Annotated in this window: 13 protein-coding genes; 9 read left to right on the forward strand and 4 right to left on the reverse strand. The window is 64.0% G+C overall.

Features of this window, described 5'->3' with window-relative positions; genetic code table 11:
• Positions 1 to 18: 18 nt before the first annotated feature.
• Positions 19 to 3624 carry an autotransporter domain-containing protein gene (locus tag ABIB66_RS10345; RefSeq protein WP_354254759.1) on the reverse strand — a complete coding sequence of 1202 codons (3606 nt, stop codon included), beginning with the start codon at positions 3622 to 3624 and terminating at the stop codon, positions 19 to 21.
• Positions 3625 to 3950: 326 nt separating this feature from the next.
• Here ABIB66_RS10345 and ABIB66_RS10350 point away from each other — a divergent pair, with 326 nt between their 5' ends.
• From ABIB66_RS10350 to ABIB66_RS10390, 9 genes are all read left to right on the forward strand, one after another.
• Positions 3951 to 4631 (forward strand): hypothetical protein, encoded by a 681-nt coding sequence (locus ABIB66_RS10350; RefSeq protein WP_354254760.1) that lies wholly within the window; start codon positions 3951 to 3953, stop codon positions 4629 to 4631.
• A 201-nt stretch (positions 4632 to 4832) separates the two neighbouring features.
• Entirely contained in the window at positions 4833 to 6386 is a 1554-nt protein-coding gene (locus tag ABIB66_RS10355; protein ID WP_354254761.1) for an oligosaccharide flippase family protein, read from the forward strand.
• A 3-nt stretch (positions 6387 to 6389) separates the two neighbouring features.
• On the forward strand, positions 6390 to 8228 hold the full coding sequence (gene asnB, locus ABIB66_RS10360) for an asparagine synthase (glutamine-hydrolyzing) (protein WP_354254762.1): 1839 nt from the start codon (positions 6390 to 6392) through the stop codon (positions 8226 to 8228).
• A gap of 3 nt (positions 8229 to 8231) precedes the next feature.
• On the forward strand, positions 8232 to 9320 hold the full coding sequence (locus ABIB66_RS10365; RefSeq protein ID WP_354254763.1) for a glycosyltransferase family protein: 1089 nt from the start codon (positions 8232 to 8234) through the stop codon (positions 9318 to 9320).
• Positions 9321 to 9362: 42 nt separating this feature from the next.
• Positions 9363 to 9968 (forward strand): acyltransferase, encoded by a 606-nt coding sequence (locus ABIB66_RS10370; protein WP_275169863.1) that lies wholly within the window; start codon positions 9363 to 9365, stop codon positions 9966 to 9968.
• Positions 9958 to 10809, forward strand: a complete 852-nt coding sequence (locus tag ABIB66_RS10375; protein ID WP_354254764.1) for a class I SAM-dependent methyltransferase — start codon at positions 9958 to 9960, stop codon at positions 10807 to 10809. Before ABIB66_RS10370 ends, ABIB66_RS10375 begins: the two co-directional genes overlap by 11 nt.
• A gap of 3 nt (positions 10810 to 10812) precedes the next feature.
• Positions 10813 to 11745, forward strand: coding sequence for an NAD-dependent epimerase/dehydratase family protein (locus tag ABIB66_RS10380; RefSeq protein ID WP_354254765.1), 933 nt, complete (start codon positions 10813 to 10815; stop codon positions 11743 to 11745).
• Positions 11746 to 11908: 163 nt separating this feature from the next.
• On the forward strand, positions 11909 to 12937 hold the full coding sequence (locus ABIB66_RS10385; RefSeq protein WP_354254766.1) for a glycosyltransferase family 4 protein: 1029 nt from the start codon (positions 11909 to 11911) through the stop codon (positions 12935 to 12937).
• A 405-nt stretch (positions 12938 to 13342) separates the two neighbouring features.
• Entirely contained in the window at positions 13343 to 14410 is a 1068-nt protein-coding gene (locus tag ABIB66_RS10390; protein ID WP_354254767.1) for a hypothetical protein, read from the forward strand.
• 50 nt (positions 14411 to 14460) lie between these two features.
• Here ABIB66_RS10390 and ABIB66_RS10395 read toward each other — a convergent pair whose 3' ends face one another.
• The 3 genes from ABIB66_RS10395 to ABIB66_RS10405 all read right to left on the reverse strand — a co-directional run bounded on the left by ABIB66_RS10395 (position 14461) and on the right by ABIB66_RS10405 (position 17746).
• Entirely contained in the window at positions 14461 to 15423 is a 963-nt protein-coding gene (locus ABIB66_RS10395; protein ID WP_354254768.1) for a UDP-glucuronic acid decarboxylase family protein, read from the reverse strand.
• 158 nt (positions 15424 to 15581) lie between these two features.
• Entirely contained in the window at positions 15582 to 16334 is a 753-nt protein-coding gene (locus tag ABIB66_RS10400; RefSeq protein WP_354254769.1) for a glycosyltransferase family 2 protein, read from the reverse strand.
• A gap of 8 nt (positions 16335 to 16342) precedes the next feature.
• Positions 16343 to 17746: a capsular polysaccharide export protein, LipB/KpsS family gene (locus ABIB66_RS10405; RefSeq protein ID WP_354254770.1), complete on the reverse strand. Its 1404-nt coding sequence runs from the start codon at positions 17744 to 17746 to the stop codon at positions 16343 to 16345.
• Between the last annotated feature and the right edge of the window lie 2 nt (positions 17747 to 17748).

The raw sequence follows: 17748 nt of genomic DNA on the forward strand, positions 1-17748 counted from the left end.
CAACTCACGACGTCCGGCTCACCAAGCGTACTTGAACACGCCCTTGCCGGAATAGCTGGCGACATTGCCGGAGAACTCGCCGTCGAAGGTGCCGGCGATCGAGAAGCCGCTCAGCCATTTCATCTCGGCGCTGGCGCTGACGAGCGCGGAGTCCGCGTCGACCCGGGCGCCGTTCACGACGAAGCTGGTGCCCGGCAGGGTCTGGAACAGCGCGGTGACGGCGCGGCCCGGATTGTAGTCGTGCGCCCAGGCGGCGCGACCGCGCAGCGTCAGCACGCCGTTCTGCATCGCGTACGACTTGTCGGTGCGCAGGCCGAGCTCGGAGCGGGTGTCGGTCAGCGATTGCGAGGCATAGTTCAACGCGAACAGTCCGCCGCCATTGAGGCTGACTTCGGAGTAGTTGGGCAGGTTGAAGTTCGTCACCTGCGCCGCCGCATAGGGGGTGAGGCCGATCATCGGCGTCGCGAAGCGGTAGCCGCCCTCGAAGCGGGCTGAGAAGGTGTCGGCTTTGAAGCGGCCCTGCAGCTGGTCGAAGCCGCCGGGCGCCACGGTGCGGTTGGTGGTCACGTCGTGCCAGCCATAGGCGAGCGCGGCGGAGACATAGGCCGGTCCGAAATTGTGCCGGCCGTAGACGCCGGCCTGGAACAGGTCTGCTGAGCCCGAGCCCATCGCATTGGCGAGCGAGTAGCTCAGTCCACCGCCGCCGAGCGCGAAGCCGACCAGCGTGTCCACCGAAACCCTGTAGTCGGCGCCGGCCGCGCCGCCCCAGACCCGTGCGGTCAGGTCTTGCGAGCCGACTGGCGCATTGCCGCCGACTTGTGCCGATCCGCCATAGCCGGCAGTCCAGAGGCTCCAGCGGCTGGCCGGCTGCGAGGCGAGCAGCGGGGCCTTGGTCGCCATTGCATAAGCCTCGCGCTCGCGCGCGTTGGCCGGGCGCATGGACGCATAGGCGGCCGCGTCGTCGCTCTCGGCGAATTGCGCGACGCTGCCGGCCTTGGCGAAACCGCCCGAGCGGCCGATGACGGTCGGGTCGAGCATCAGATTGAGGAACTGCCCGTCGGCATTGATCGCGGACTGGATGATGCCCGTGCCGAGTTCGCCCGAGGCCGTCGTCAGCCCGGCCGGCGTCAGCGCAGCGAAGGCTGCCGGAATGCCGCCGGTCGAGTTGAAGAAGCTGGTCAGCGTGTTTGCAACGTTTTGCTGGTTGACGGTGAGGCCGCCGCCGCTCGGCGCGAAGTTGAGGCCGATGTTGAGGAACACATTGCTGGTGCCGTAGCTCAGCGACGCGTTGATCGTCGGCATGTTGGAGACGACGGCTGGATTGAAGGTGGTGCCGCCGAAACCGCCGGTCGCCGACAGGATCGTGTACTGCTTCTTGATCGTGCCCGAGGCGAACATCGCGCTCACTGTCGCGTTGCCGAGCGTGGCCGCGCCGTTGACATTGGCGAGGCCGGCATTGCTGGAGGAGACCTGCACGAGATAGGTCGAGGCTGCCGTGAAGCTCAGGAGGCCGTTGATCGTCAGCGGCGCGAAAGGGGTCGCCGCGCTGCCTGGGGCGAGCGTACCGCCAATGATCGCGACGCCGGCAGCCGTGCCACTGCCGGCGAGTGTGCCGCCCGTGTTGACGGTGGTCGGGCTCAGGATCGAGCCGTCCACGATCAGTTTGCCGCCGTTGATCGTGGTGGCGCCGGTATAGGTGTTGGCACCGGACAGTGTCTGCGTGCCGCCGGTCAGCGTGAGGCCGCCGCCGGCGCCGGCATCGTCGATCACGCCCGCGAAATTGCCGATGCCGTTGGTGATCGTCAGCGTGTTGGCGCCGATGTTGACGTTCCCGGAGCCCGCCAGCGACTTGATCGAGGTGCCGGCGCTCAGGGCCGAGATGTCGAAGAAGCCGTTGGCGACGACATTGCTCGAGGTCGCGATGCTGCCATCGTTGCCGCCGAAGTTAATGAGATCGAGTTCGCCGCCGCTCGCGATGGTCGTGGTGCCGGTATAGGTGTTGGTGCCGTAGAGCTGCTGGGTGGCGCCGTTGGCGATCGCGACATTGCCGCCGGCGCCGCCCGCAATGCCGCCATCCTGAATGACGCCGCCGAAGAAGCTGCCACCGGTGATCGTCAGTGTCTTCGATCCGAGTGCGACGATGCCGCCAGCGGTCAACGAGAACAGAGCGTTCACCGACGTGCCGGAGGTTGTTTGCGAGATGTCGAACATACCGCCTGCGCCTGGCGTGAACGTGACGCTCGCCGAATTCGCGATTGATCCGCTGCCTTTCAGCGCTAACGTCGCGCCGGCATCGATCTGCGTCGTATTGGAGTAAGTATTCACACCGGAGAGGGTCTGCGTTCCGCCGAAAACCTCAAGCCCGCCTGTGCCCTGGATCACGCCTGCGAATTCGGTCGAACCGTTGGTGATGAACAGCCCGTTGCCGCCCATGTTGACGACGCCGCTCGTGCTGCCGGCAAGTGTCGTGATCAGGTTGAACGCAACCGAGGATGCAGAGATGTCGAACGTCGCGTTCACCGTGACGACGCTGGAGCTCGCGATGCTGCCGAAGCCCGAGATCGCCAGTGTTCCCGCCGAGATCGTCGTCGCGCCCGTGTAGGTATTGGTGCCAATCAGCGTCATCGTGCCGGTGCCGACCTTGGTCAGTCCGCCGCCGGTGCCGGAGATCACGCCGTCGACCTGGGTCGAGGTGTTGAGGCTGCCTGTGGTGAGGGTCTTGGCGCCGAGCACGTAATTGCCGGCGCCTTCGATCGAGCCGGCGGTCATGCCGATGCTGGTAAGGCCCGACATGTCAAAGATGCCGCCGGTATTGGTGATGAAGCGAGCATTGCCGCCGGTCGTGGTGCCGGTGAAGCTCGTGGTGGCAAGATTGTTCGTGGTGATCGTAGAACTGCCCGCGGTGGCGGAACCGGCGAAGCTCAGCGAGCCGTCATTGCTGATCGTCGCGGTGCCTGCCGTGGCGTTGCTGATGAAGGCCAGGAAGCCGGTGGCGGTGTTGGTGATGGCGGCACCGCCTGCCGAACTCGAATCACTGAAGTTCATCACCGCGTTGTTGGCGATCGTTGCGGTTCCGGCATTGCTGCTGCCGTTGAACTCGACGTCGCCGTTGCTGGTGATGTTCGCCGTGCCCGCAGTGCTGGTATCGTTGAAAATCATCGCGGCCCCGCCGCCGACACTGAACGTGACGGCATTGGTGCCGCCGCTCGCGCTGCTCGAATTCGTGAACACCGTGGTCGAGCCGAGGTTGAACGTCTGGGCGTTGGTCGAATTGTTGGAGATGCCAGCCCCGTTCACCAGGAAGATATCGCTGGTCGTGATCGTGTAGGCCGGGGCGTCGGGCGAAGCGGTGAAGATCACGCTGCCGATATTGACGATGCCGCTGCTGGTGATGTTGGTGTCGGCCGACGTCGAAAAGGTCGCGATGCCGTCCGGCACGATCGGAGTGGAGGTCCAGTTCGCTCCGTCGGTCCACTCGCTGCTCCCGCCAACCCATGTGCCGTCCTGAGCTTGCGCGGCGACGATGCCGAGCGCAGTGGTCGCCAGCAGGGTCGCCAAGGAGTGGCGCGCGACGGATCGCAGCCCGTATCCGATCCGCCCACCAGCCTTTGTCGGTCCAGCCATCCGGTCTTCTCAAATCAGCAAAGAAATCATCGCAAACGTGCAACAGCGGCACGTGGCAAGCCCCGCGCCATTCGATGATCCCATGGCGCTGCAGCGTGCGGCAATGAACGGATGTCCATCTGCGCCGGGTCCTTCCTGTTCCGGCTTGCATTTTCAGCCAACGTGGCCGTCGGGCAACATATTGATGCATTGCAGCATTTGCCGCTGGAATGGGAGCCCGGAGGGCTCGCGGAGCGCGGCGGGTTGATGACACCCCCGATCGGAACTAGTTTGGCGGGGACGGCTGTCGGTTCTTTCAAGCGGCCGGTGGTCTGAGGGGAATGTCGATGGCCCGGTGGTTGAGACCGTCAGGATTGGCCGTGCTAGGCGCGGTTCTGGGCACCGCCGGAACAATGGCCGCCACGTCGTCGCGCATCGACATGCTGCCCGACGATGCGGCGAGCAGCCCCGCCGACAATGTCGAGGTCGGAACGATGCGCCCGATCGCACGGCCAGCGCAGCAGGCTCCCGCCAGGCCCGTTCCCCGCGGCAATCCCCTGTGGTCGGTGCCGTTCTCGGCCCTGACCGCGACCCAGGAGCGCCCGATCTTCTCGGCCACGCGCCGGCCGCCGCCGCGCGCGGTCGCGGCATCGCCGGCCGAAGAGATGTCCGCACCGCCGCCCAAATCGGTCGAGGCACCCCCTCCGTTATTGCTGGTCGGGGCCGTGGTGGGTGAGGGCGACGCCATCGCCATTCTCGTCAACCGCACCGATCAGAACGTGGTGCGCCTGCGGCAGGGCGAATCGCTCGCCGGCTGGTCGCTGACCTCGGTGCAGCCGCGTGAGGTGACGTTCAAGCAGGGCGAGCGCAGCGAGGTACTGGCGCTCCAGCGGCCGGACGCAGCCGCTTCCGCGGGCCCGCCCGCGGACGTCGGCGGCAGGCCCACGATGCCAAGCGCGGTCGATCCGGCGTTCTCGCCTTCGGTGCCGCGCTCCACCCCGAAGAACGGCGAGTCGGACGGGCTCTGAGCGTGCCTTCCCGGGCGCCTGGCAAGCCTCGGGCGGAGCCCTGAAACGCAGGCCGAACGGGTCCGCCAAGCGGGCCGGCCGCGGCCCTGCCCAGCTATCGACATTCCGTGGACTGACTGCTAGCCCGAATTCGCGATGCCTTGGGAAGGACCCCGATCGGTGTGGGCAAAGGCTTGCTGAGGTGATGGCCGGGTGGCTGGCATGACGTTGAGAAAAACACCGCCCGATCTGCTGGGGAATTCCGCGTGGAATGCGACGGCCTTCCTGGTGGCCGTGGTGCTGAACCTGGCCATCCTGCCTTTCGTGATCACCCATCTCGGGCTCGCGGCATTCGGTGTCGCGGGTCTTGTCACCGCATGCATTGCCCCGGCACTGGTGTTCAGCAACGCGCTCGGACTCTCGACGTCGCGCGAGCTTGCACAGCGACTCGAGCCATCCGACCGCGACGACGCGCGACGCCTGTTCGCGACCGCGGTCATGCTCGCGGTCGGCGCGGGCGGGCCGATCGCCATTTTCCTTTTGGTTGCCGGGGCTCCGCTCGCGCGTCTCGGATTTCATCTGGCCGGTCCGGCTGCCGCGGATCTTGCGCTGGCGTTCGCGCTGGCCGGTATCGGCTGGTTGTGTCAATGTGTATCGGCCGTCTTCATATCGTTGTTCACCGCGCGGCAAGACTATCGCCGGATCGCCTCGATCGGCATCGTCAGCACCGTGGTCTCGACTCTTTCGATGCTCCTCCTGATCCCCGCCGCGCCATATGCATCGACATTCTTGGGTTGCCAGGCGCTGGGGTTGGCGATTGGCCTGCTGCTGGCCTTGGCCTGGTCTAGCGGCCAAATGCGTCAGTGGCTGGCACCTCCAGCATTGCATCGCGACGCGCTTGGCAGGCTGGTTCGTTTCGGCGGATGGCAGGTTGCCGCACAGGGCGGTGCGCTGCTTGCGGGGCAGGCCGATCGATATCTGCTTGGCGCGCTGCTGCAACCGCAGTTTGTCGGCTTCTACGGCGTTGCGCAGCGCCTGCAGGAGGCGACCTATATCGGGATCCTGAAGGTCGGCGAGATCCTGTTTCCCTTCTTCAGCACGCTGCAGGGGGAGAGCGAGGACCGCAAGGTCGATCTGCTATTCCGAGCGTCGTGGATTCTCAATGTCCTGGCCGCAAGCGCGCTCGGCGGATTGATCCCCGTGGCCCGTCCGCTGCTGCATGTTTGGACCGGCGCCGAGGTCGCGGCCGAGGCTGCACAGGTTCTCGTCGTGCTGTCGATTGCCGGGATCCTCGGATCGAGCGCGAACGTCTTCGGCTTTTACTTGCTGGCGCACGGGCGGTCACGCTCCAACGCGCTCATCGCCCTGATCACGGGTGTCGTCACACTCGTAACCAGCGCCATCGCATTGCCACGCTTCGGATGGCACGCCGCAGGCTGGAGCGCATGCGCCGGAATGATCACGCAGATGGCGACCATTGTCTTCCTGTTGCGCCGTAGTTTTGATCTCGCCGGCATGTGGTCGCGCATCGTGCATTGCGTGCTGATGCCGCTCGGCATCGGGATCGCGACGGCGCTGGCGGTGCGATACGGTCTCGAGCGCGCGCCATTCCAGCCCGCGCCGTCCTGGTGGTCGGTGGGAGCTGTCTCGTCGGTGACGGCCGCGACGATTTTCGCGATCGCGGTTGCGGCGTCGCAATTGGGTCCGTATCGAAGGGCTTGCCGGCAAGATATTCGTTCGATCGTCAGTCGCTTCTTGCCCATCAAGGCTGTCTAGGACATGTGCGGAATCGCAGGCATCGTAAATCTGGGTGGCAATGCGGTCGAACCGGCCGACATCTCGCGGCTGACCAGCCTGATCGCGCATCGCGGTCCGTTTGGCGAGGGGACCTGGTTCAGCGCGGACCGAAGCCTCGCATTCGGCCACCGCCGCCTGGCGATCATCGATCCCGGCGAGGGCGGCTATCAGCCCATGCTGTCCGCGGACGGCCGCCATGTGATCGTGTTCAACGGCGAGATCTACAACTTCCTCGAGCTTCGCCGCGAGCTCGAGGCGCAGGGCGCGGTGTTCCGCAGCCAATCCGATACCGAAGTGATCCTGGCCGCGTGGCAGGCTTGGCGGGAAGACATGCTGCCCCGCTTCAACGGCATGTGGGCCTTGGCGATCTTCGACACCAGCACTCGCGAGCTGTTCCTTGCGCGCGACCGCTTCGGCATCAAGCCGCTGCTCTATGCCGCGTCGTCGGAACGATTCATCTTCGCGTCCGAGCAACGGGCTCTGGTGCGGAGTGGATTGATCGATACTTCCGTCGACATGGAGGTTGCACGCCGGCTGCTGCTCGATGCCTTCGGGATAGAAGGAAGCGAGCGGACCCTGTTTCGGCAGGTTCGCCGCTTGCAGGGCGGCCACTGCATGTGGCTTCGCCAGGGCAAGGTCAGTGTCAAGCGTTGGTGGCGGACCGTGGATCATCTGCCGCCGGTGCCGGCCACCGAAGCCGAGCGTGTCGAGCGCTTTCGCGAGCTGTTCCAGGATGCCGTGGCCCTGCGCATGCGTAGCGATGTGCCAATCGGCACATGCCTGTCCGGCGGCTTCGATTCGTCGGCCGTGATTTGCGCCATGGCGGCGCACGAGAAGGAAGGCATGGGGCCGCGCGACAGCGCAGCATGGCGTCACGCCTTTGTCGCGACGTTCCCCGGCGCCTTGAACGACGAGAGGCCGATGGCCGAGGAGGCCGCCGTCTGGGCCAACGTCGCGCCAACTTTTCTCGAAATCGGACAGGCCGATGCGCTGACGGACCTCGATCAGATTCTCGACGATCTCGATGACGTCTACATCGCGTTGCCCAGCGCCATTTGGCTGCTCTATCGGCAATTGACCCAGAACAACGTGACGGTGTCACTCGACGGCCACGGGGCGGACGAGCTGATGGGCGGCTATTTGCAGGAAGGACAAGCGCGCGCGTTTCAGATACGGAACGCGGCAGAGGACCTCGCGTCGCGTTCGAAACTGGCCCGGCGTTGTGTGGATGTCCTGCGTGCGTTGGCCCTCAAGCGGAAGGGCGTGTATTTTCTGCGCGGTGGCCTGCGCAATCTTCCCGCCCCGCTCCCGCTGATAGCGGAGGACGATGTGCTGCCGCGTGAATGGGGTGGCTTGAACAAGCGCCTCTACCGGATGTTTCACAGCACGGTGCTGCCCACCATCCTGCGCAACTTCGACCGCCTTTCGATGGCGCACGGTGTCGAAGTCCGCATGCCCTTCATGGATTGGCGGCTGGTGACCTATACGATGGCGCTTCCCGAGAGCAGCAAGTCGGCGGACGGCTATACCAAGGCTGTTGCCCGGCGGGCGATGGCCAATTTTATGCCGGAGTCCATTCGCACCGCGCGCCGCAAGGTCGGCTTCAACTCGCCGATGCCGGAATGGTTGAACGGACCGCTGGCCGGCTGGACGGCTGACCTGCTGGACAGGAATGTGCCGGCGTTTGCGGAACTGGTGGATGAAGCGGGTCTGCGCGCGGCGGTCAGCCGTTTGACGGCGTCGAAGTCCTGGGATTGGGAGTCGGTCGGGCGGATCTGGCCGTATCTGAATATGAAATGGATGTTGGCGAGGTACGCGTAGACGATGCGGCTGTTCCAGAATAGCGCCCTCTATCCGTCTTATCTGCCGCGGTTGAACCAACTCGCGGCAGGCACGCAAAGCTTCGCGGAGCGGCGGCGCGTGTTTCTGCACGATCGTTTCGGTGCGTCGCATTTCCTTCAGCCGGTGCTCGACGGTTCGCCGGAGGCCTTCTTCACCAATGGGGACGACGAGGTCCTGCAGCGCCGCTGGGCGCGCGAGCAGGGCATGTCGGGCGAGCCGACGCTCGAGGCCATTCTGCTGGCGCAGATCGAGCATCACGCCACCGAGGTGTTCTACAACCTCGATCCCGTGCGCTACCCGAGCGCATTCGTTGCCAAGCTGCCGGGCTGCGTGAAGAAGGCGCTATGCTGGCGTGCCGCGCCGTCGGGAAATGCCGATTTCACGGCCTATCGCGCCGTGCTCGGAAACGCTCCATCGATCCTCGATATCTGGCGCCGCAACGGATGCCGGGTCGAAACATTCTTTCCAGCGCATGATCCGGTGATGGACGAGTATGGCCACGGCGAGCGCCCGATCGACGTCGCCTTCGCCGGCGGCTACTCGCGCCACCATCGCGTGCGGGCCAGGACGCTGGAGCAGGTCGCGCAGCTCGCCGATAGCCGCAATATCGTGCTTTGTCTCGATGCATCGCGTCTGACCAGGCTCGCGGAGAGCACCCTCGGGCGATTGCTGCCGCTGCGACAACACCGGCGCCCCGATGCCATCGCGGCCATTGCGAGACCGCCGGTGTTCGGCAGAGCCCTCTACGAACTGATTGGCTCGTCGAAGATCGTGTTCAACGGCGCGATCGACATGGCCGGCACGGATCGCGGCAACATGCGTTGCTTCGAGACGATGGGATGCGGCGCACTGCTTGTGTCCGACGCCGGCAGCTATCCGGCCGGCATGCAGGAGGGCGTGACCATCGAGACCTACGGTACCCCGGAACAGGCCGTCGAGGTCATTTCACGCAGTCTGCAAGACTGGCCCAGAATGGCGGAGATCGCTGCGCTTGGTCGGGCCCGCATCCGGGACATCTACAGCAAGGACGTGCAATGGAAGCAGTTCGGCGACCTCGTCGGACGGGTTTAGCCGTGCTAGAGCGTCCGGAACGACGCGATTTCAGTTGATTGCATGACCCTCGACTTCCTGATCCAGCGGCTCACCGGCCGTAACACCGACTACCTGATCCAGCGCATGATGGGTCGGGCGACTTGCCGTCTCGATGACGGGGCAGCGCTCGGAGCGAGCGCGAGGATCAGGAACATCCGCGGCGATGCCGGCAGGATCGTCATCGGCGCACAGAGCCGGATCCTCGGCGAACTCATGACCTTCGCCCATGGCGGAGAGATCAAGATCGGCGAATGGTGCTATGTCGGGGAGGGGACGCGGATCTGGTCGGCCGGCTCCATCGAGATCGGAAACCGGGTTCTGATCTCCCATTCGGCAAACGTCTTCGACAGTCTGACCCATCCGATCGGGGCGGCCGCTCGGCACGCGCAGGTCCGGCAGATCTTCACAAGCGGTCATCCGCGCGAACTCTCGCTTGACGAAAGCCCGGTCCGGATCCGCGATGATGCCTGGATTGGCGCGGGGGCCATGGTGCTGCGCGGCGTGACGGTCGGGCAGGGGGCCGTGGTGGCGGCCGGCGCAGTCGTGACCAAGGACGTGCCGCCCTTCTCGATCGTGGCTGGAAATCCGGCGGTGCTGGTCAGGGAGCTCCGGTCCGATGAGCGGTGACGGCAAGTTCACGACGTGGGAGGATGCAGTTGTCTGGCTGCGCAATCAGCCCGATCAGGGTCAGCTCGTGCGTGACGCCTTCTACGATGATCCGCTGACCGGGGCCGCCGAGCGTTACTTTCAGAGCTCCGAATGGCAGTCGGTCACGGCGCTATTGGCCGGGCGCTCCGGCTTGGCACTCGATGTGGGAGCCGGTCGCGGCATTGCCAGCTACGCGCTGGCCCGAAGCGGATTCGAGGTGACGGCACTCGAGCCCGATGGCAGCGCCATCGTCGGCGCTGCGGCAATCCGGGCTCTTGCGGCGAGCACGCAACTGCCCATCCATGTGGTCGAGGAGTTTTCCGAGCGCCTGCCGTTCACTGACGACGCTTTCGATCTCGTCTTCGCGCGCGCCGTGCTCCATCATACGCGCGACCTTGATGGTGCCTGCCGCGAGATGTTTCGCGTGCTTCGCCCCGGCGGTGTGCTGATCGCAGCGCGTGAGCACGTGATCAGCAAGGAAAGCGATCTTCAGAAATTCCTCGATCAGCATCCGCTGCATCACCTCTACGGGGGCGAGCATGCTTACCTGCTCGACCGCTATACCGGCGCGCTGAAGTCGGCCGGCTTCGCCAACGTCGAGACACTGGCTCCGCTGCAAAGCGCGATCAATCTGTTCCCGTATACGACGCAGACGCTGCGATCCGCAGTCGTCGAAAAACTGACGCGGAAGATTCCCGTCGGTCCGCTGTGGCGCGCCGCGCTTGCTTCGCAGCATGTCTTCGCGTCCCTGCTCGCGCTTGCCGAGCGCTTTGACCACCGGCCCGGCCGGCTCTATTCGTTCGTCTGTCACAAGGTCTAGGACATGTCCAATTGGGTTACCGGTGCGAACGGATTCATCGGACGTCATCTCGTTCGCGAGTTGGCGAGCGCCGGGCATGTGGTCCATGGCGTCGGTCACGGTGCGCTCGATCCGGCCCAGGCACAGGCCCTCGGTTTGCAGACCTGGATCAATGGCGAAGTTGACGCGGCCAATCTGAACGCGCTCGCAGCCTTGCACGGGCTGCCGTCGCAAGTCTTCCATCTGGCTGGCGGATCGTCGGTCGGGCTGTCGATCGCGCGCCCGTTCGAGGATTTTTCGCGGACCGTGACGAGCACGGCGCGTCTGCTCGAATGGCTCCGAAGTTTTGCGCCCAGCAGCCGGCTGATCGTGGTGTCGAGCGCCGCCGTCTACGGCGCCGATCACACCGGTCCGATTCCCGAGAGCGCGGCGCTCTTGCCGATGTCGCCGTACGGACACCATAAGCTGGTGATGGAGCAGTTGTGCCAAAGCTACGTCCAGAGCTTCGGCATCCACTGCATGGTCGTGCGACTGTTCTCTGTCTACGGTCCCCACCTTCGCAAGCAACTGCTCTGGGATATCTGCTCTCGGCTTTGGAGCGGGGTAGAAACGCTGAATCTCGGAGGGACGGGGGCCGAGATAAGGGATTGGACCGACGTTCGCGACGTCGTTCGCTTGCTGGCGCGCGTCGCGGAGGCGGAGTGGCAGGACGATCTTGGCGTGATCAATGGCGGTTCGGGGCGCGGCGTGAGCGTTGCCGATATTGCCGAGGGACTGATCAGGCATTGGGGTGGTAAAACGGTCGCGCGCTTTTCCGGCGTGGCGCGGCCGGGGGACCCAACGAGCTTGCTGGCGGACAACAGGCGCATGCTCGACATGCATTTCGATTGGCGTATCCCGCTGGAGCGCGGGCTGGCCGACTACGTCGAATGGTTCAGGAGCCAGGCTCGTGCCTGAGAGCGCGCCGCTGCGGATTGCATTCACCAATATCCCACGCCGACTATGGGCGGGTGGCTACAACTATCAACGCAATCTGTTCGAGGTGCTCAACCGGCATTCTCCGGGGGCGGTGGTACCCGTGCTGTTTGCCGGAACGGCGGACGATCCCGAGGAGATCGCGGTGCTGGCCGGCATTCCTGGCGTTGAGGTCGTGCGCTCGACGGTGTTCGATCACGCCGCGACCGGTCTTGCCCGCGCGACGGACCTCGGCCGCGCGCTCTTCTTTGGTTTGGACGCACCTGCCGCCGCCGCGTTCACGGCCAGCAGGATCGACATGGTGTTCGAATCCGCGCGCTTCTTTGGTTGGCGCCTGCCATTTCCGGCGGTCGCATGGTTTCCGGATTTCCAGCATCGGCTACTCCCGCATCTGTTCTCCAGAAGTGCATATTGGCGGCGTGATCTCGGCTTTCGGGTTCAGATCGCATCGGGCCGGCACATCATGTTGAGCAGCGCCACGGCGCTGGGCGATCTCAAGAAGTTCTATCCGGGCAATTCGAGCGGCGTCTCGGTCGTCCGGTTTGCGACCGAGCCGCCCGCCAGTCTTCTCGCCACGCAGCCGTCCGACGTGATTGCGCATTATGGTCTTCCGTCACGGTATTTTTATCTGCCAAACCAGTTCTGGCGGCACAAAAATCATCAAATCGTGGTCGATGCGCTTGATCTGCTGAAATCTCAGGGTCTGGATGTCGTCGTCGCGGCGTCGGGAAGCACACAGGACTTCCGCGAGCCCGGCCTTTTCGAAACGATGATGAAGGGAGTCAAGGCGCGCGGCCTGGAGATGAATTTTCGGCATCTGGGAATGATTCCGCTGGATCATGTCTATGCGCTCCTGCGCGCATCGACGGCGCTGATCAATCCTTCGGAGTGCGAGGGGTGGAGCACCACTGTCGAGGAAGCCAAGTCGTTTGGTGTCCCGATGATCCTGTCGGACATCAATGTCCATCGCGAACAGACCGAGGGCGGCGCGCGATACTTCGGCATCCGCGACCCCAAGTCGCTGGCCGATCACATGTTGCAGGTTGCGCAGACCGCCGGGCCTGTGTTCGTCCGCAACTTGTTGCCGAACCTGGAGCATCGCGTAGAGGCGTTCGTTGCCGATTTCATCCGACTGACCCGGGATGTGATGGCGTCGCGAGGCGGCCAAGCCTGACGAGAAGCGTGGATGCGAGCGGCTTGGTTTCAAGACCTTGGTTTGCTCAGAGCGATCCAACCCTCGCTGCATGGCGACTGGCGCCGGTCCGAGCCTTCTCGGCTGAGGTCTGGCGGCGACATTTACAAGTTGATGCCCCAGTGCTAGCAGGTACGCGCAGTAACGCGTCGGCGCTCGCCCAGTTGTAGTCATGATTGACATCGATACCATTGGGCTTTTTGCGCCTTGCGTCACAGCGACAAGGTTATTGATCGTCTCGGCGATCGGGTTTCAGCGATCAGGCCGATGACGAAGACTTGGTTGACGAACGCAGCAGTAGCGGTTTGGATTTCAACTAACTCAATCCTTATCCTCTTGTATGGCCTGAGTGGCACGAAGGGGCATGCAGCCGTAACAGCGGCTGTCATGATTGCGCCGCTGCTCGTCGTATCGGGGAGGTTTCGCCCGCTACCTGCAGACTATTTGTTCGCTGCATTGGCCGCGCTCATGGTGGCGTCGGTTGTCGTCCACGGTCGAACGACGACTGATCGCGATTATGCGCTGCTCGCCCTTTCGATGGCCGCCTATCCCGCGTTCCGGGCCGTGGGTCATCGTTTTGATCTGTTGCGCTTCTCCTACATCATGGCAGCGCTCGTTTCGGTCGGGACCCTGCTGACGGCTTGGGCGGTGGTTTACGACCGGAGCGGCGCGTTCAAGCCGCAGGTTCTGGGTTTCAACGAAGGTCCCACCGTGTTTTCGCTGACGTGGTGCTTTCTGGTCTTTGCTTTCCTTTCGATGAACTTATCGTGGGGTCAATGGCGTGTTGTCGGCGGATTGGTCGCCCTGCCTGCGTTCGTGTTTGCCGCAGCAATGGTGCGACACCCGTTTGTCGCCTTGGCTCTCACGCTCGCTGCGACGGCCAGGATGGGCAACCGGCGCCAGATTGTCGTAGCCGGCGTGGTGGGACTGAGCATTGTCATCGGTTTGGCCGCGCGCCCCGAGATGTCCGGCAAGATCATCGGGCTTGTCTTCGAGAATGCGCAGAAATCGGTCGTGGCATGCGACACCGAGGATACCTTTGCGATTCGCATAATCCTCACACGGGAAGCCTTGAACCTGTTGCCGAAGGTTGGCCTTCTCGGCAAGGGCCTCGGAACGTTCGCTCAACAATCTTGCTATAAGACGGAGCCTCACAACGTTGTGCTGCAAGCCGCAGTCGAGGTTGGTGTTGCCGCAGCGCTGCTCTTGGCTGCTGCGTTCATTTTAGCGGCGATGTCGGCGAGAAGGCGTGCGCGCTCCAATGCCGCCGCGTCCTTTGTGTTTGCGGGCCTGATATTCGTCGGGATCGAGTTTTTGATGAGTGGTTCGCTGACGAACTCAGCGCTGCTATTTGGATTTATGGGTTGGGCGGTTGGGCTGCCGCAGAATGACGGGCACGAGGCAAGCGATCAACCGCATTCGCTCGCCGGCCCACAGCCGGTGCCCCAGTCGTAATCACCTCTCTGCGGAAGCTCGCTTGCGGCCGACGGAGGTTGCGAGCCGGATCAGGCCAGCTCGAGCGTACGTTTGAAATAGGCGATCGTCTCCTTCAGCCCGTCCTCGAGCGCGACCTTCGGCTCCCAGTCCAGTGCCGCCTTTGCCTTGGTGAGGTCGGGTTGGCGCTGGCGCGGATCGTCCTGCGGCAGCGGCTGGAAGATCAGTTGCGAGCGCGAGCCGGTGAGCTTGATCACCTTCTCGGCGAGCTCGCGGATGGTGAACTCCGAATTGTTTCCGATGTTGATCGGCCCGGTGATGTTCTCGCCGGTCGCCATCAGTCGCATGATGGCTTCCACGAGATCGTCGACATAGCAGAACGAGCGGGTCTGCCCGCCGTCGCCGAACACGGTGATCGGCTCGCCCTTGAGCGCCTGGACGATGAAGGACGACACCACCCGCCCGTCATTGGGCTGCATGCGGGGGCCGTACGTGTTGAAGATGCGCGCGACCTTGATCGGCAGGCCGTGCTGGCGCCAATAGTCGAAGAACAGCGTTTCGGCGCAGCGCTTGCCTTCGTCGTAGCAGGAGCGGATGCCGATTGGGTTGACGTTGCCCCAATAGTCCTCGGTCTGGGGATGGATCAGCGGATCGCCGTAGACCTCGCTGGTGGAGGCCTGGAAGATGCGCGCCTTGAGCCGCTTGGCGAGGCCGAGCATGTTGATGGCGCCATGCACCGAGGTCTTGGTGGTTTGTACGGGATCGCGCTGGTAGTGGATCGGCGAGGCCGGGCAGGCCAGGTTAAAGATCGCGTCGACCTCGATGTAGAGCGGAAAGGTGACGTCGTGCCGGACCGCCTCGAACAGCGGATTTGCGATCAGATGAGCGATGTTGCGCCGGCTGCCGGTGAAGTAATTGTCGACGGACACCACCTCGGCCCCCGTATCGAGCAGCCGCTCGCAGAGATGGGATCCGATGAAGCCGGCGCCTCCGGTCACGAGGATGCGGCTGTTCTTGTAGGTGTCAAACGGCATGATCGGTTCCAGATTGTCCGCGGCGGCGCGCGCTGAGTGGTATCGGCAACGGCCGGACTCGCCAATAGCCAAATGGCTTGGTCCGTGGTATCTAAATACCGATACTGTGCATGGGGTTGTTTTCGGTATTTTTGTCGGAGCGCTCGTCAGGGCGCTGGCTAGAATTCGCGCCGCTTCAGCCAGGCCCGCGCACCCCAATGAGCAAAACACCAGCTCGATCTGATCAGGGAGAGGCGTTCGACATTGCGGTAGATATGCCAAACCCATTTGGCGGAGCGCACCGGGCGGCTCGAGACCGAAGAGCCCCTGACGCGGTAGCGTGCAAGGTCCTCGTTGAGGCCGTAGGCTGTATGGCCGCGCTTCAGGATCGAGAGCCACAAGCAGAAATCGTCGTAGCCCTCGTTCTTCATCACGACGGGACCGGCGATCTCGCGGTCGACCATCGCGGTCAGCGTCGCGATCGCGGTGTTCTCAAGGAGCTGGTCATAGGTGAGCGACGCCGGCACCTCGATCAGCCGTCCGGTGACCGTGTTGCTCTCGTCGATGCGGCGGAACGCGGTGTAGCTGAGGGCGGCCCGCTTCTCGCGGGCGAAGGCGAGCTGGCACTCGAGCTTCCCCGGCAGCCACAAATCGTCGCTGTCGAGGAAAGCGAGATAGCGGCCCTGCGCGGCGTCAATCGAGGCCTGGCGGGCGAGTGCCGGGCCGCCATTTCGGGCCTGCCGGATCAGCTTGACGCGGGGATCGCGCTCGCCGATCGCGGCGATGATCGCCGGCGTCCTATCGGTCGAGCAGTCGTCGGCGATCAAGAGTTCCCAATCGGCGAACGTCTGGTCCTGCACCGAGCGGATCGTTTCCTCGATCAGGCCTTCGACATTCCAGGAGGGTGTTATGATCGAGACGAGCGGCATCATGGATCCGTTCAGTTCACGCGGGCCGGAGCGGCGATTGCCGCACGCAAGGAGGCCGCAAACGTGTCGAGCAGCTTGGGATCGCCGATATAAAGCTCGCCCGGATAAGACCGGCGCCAGGCAGACTCGAAATAGGGCGCCACCCTGGCCGGATCGAATGGCCCGGCGGTGAGCGCTTCGCGTAGCCGTGCCGGCACATCGGCCAGGCGGTCAACCGCATACACCAGCGGGCAGGAGCGGTAGAAGGCATCGCCCATCACCACGACCGGTTTGCCGAGCAGCAGTGCTTCGGCGCCCGACTTGCTGTTGACGGAGATGACGGCCTCGGCGCGATTGAGCACCGTGTAGTTGTTGGTCTGCGGCGGCAGCAGCACGAAATTGTCGAACCGTCGCGCGAGCTCGAACAGGCGCGAAGCCGCGATCGCGCCGATCTGGGCGGGGTGTTCCTTGACCACGAGCACATGCGAATCCGGAATCGTGCGCAGCAGGAAGTCGACGGTGGCGACCTGGTCGAGATAATCCGGCGAGCGCAAAGTCAGCGCCATGTCGGCGGGAACGTGGAAAGGGTAGTAGACGAAGGGCGTTTCAGGAAGCGGGCGATAGAGCTTGCGCAGCCGCGTCGCGTTGAGCGCCATTGCCGCATGAACACGCGCGTGGCGCAGATTGTGTCCGAACTCCTGGTGTTTGCCGAGCGCAAACTGGTCCCAGAGTTTTTCGACAAGACGGTGGGCATTGCCCAGGTTCACGACCTTCTTGAAGGCCGCCGAATAATGGTGCTGGTCCTTCTTGGGGATGACGATCGCACGCTGCGTCAGCGTGTCGTCCAGATAGGCGCGCACCTCTAATGAGACCGTGTCCGCCGGCGTCGCCATCACGTCGGGAGCTGCGAGGCTATCGGGCGTAAAATACATCCGGCCGCGGAAGAACGACGGCTCGATGAACCAGTTGCGAATGTTGCGGCGCCTTGCGGCGTAGAAGCTCGCGATGACGGAGAGAAAGCCGCCGAGCTCCTGCACCAGCTCGGCGCGCGTGCCTTGCGCCTCCAGCCGGTCGAGCAGCGCCTCCATGGCGTTGGCGTAGATCATGAATCGCCGGCGCAGCGCGGCCGTGTCGCGGATGCCGAAAGTGAAACGTTCATGACTGAACAGGAAATTGGTCCCATCGAGTCCGTAGGCAGCAACGCGCGCGTCGAACGCCTTGCGGTCGTCGGGTGCAGGGCCAGCCTTGAGGCCCTCGCGGTACATGTTCGTGACCGGCACGCCTGCAGCGGCCGAAATCTCCGCGCTGCGATCGTCGAAGGCGAGCAATTCGACATTATGGCCTGCGGCGCGCAACCGCTGCGCGACCGGAATCCAGAACCGGGTCTGGTATTCCGCGAGGGTGGTGATCAGGAAGGTTTCTGCAGATGTGGTCATGG

Source organism: Bradyrhizobium sp. F1.13.3 (genome assembly GCF_040548265.1).
Classification (GTDB): Bacteria; Pseudomonadota; Alphaproteobacteria; order Rhizobiales; family Xanthobacteraceae; genus Bradyrhizobium.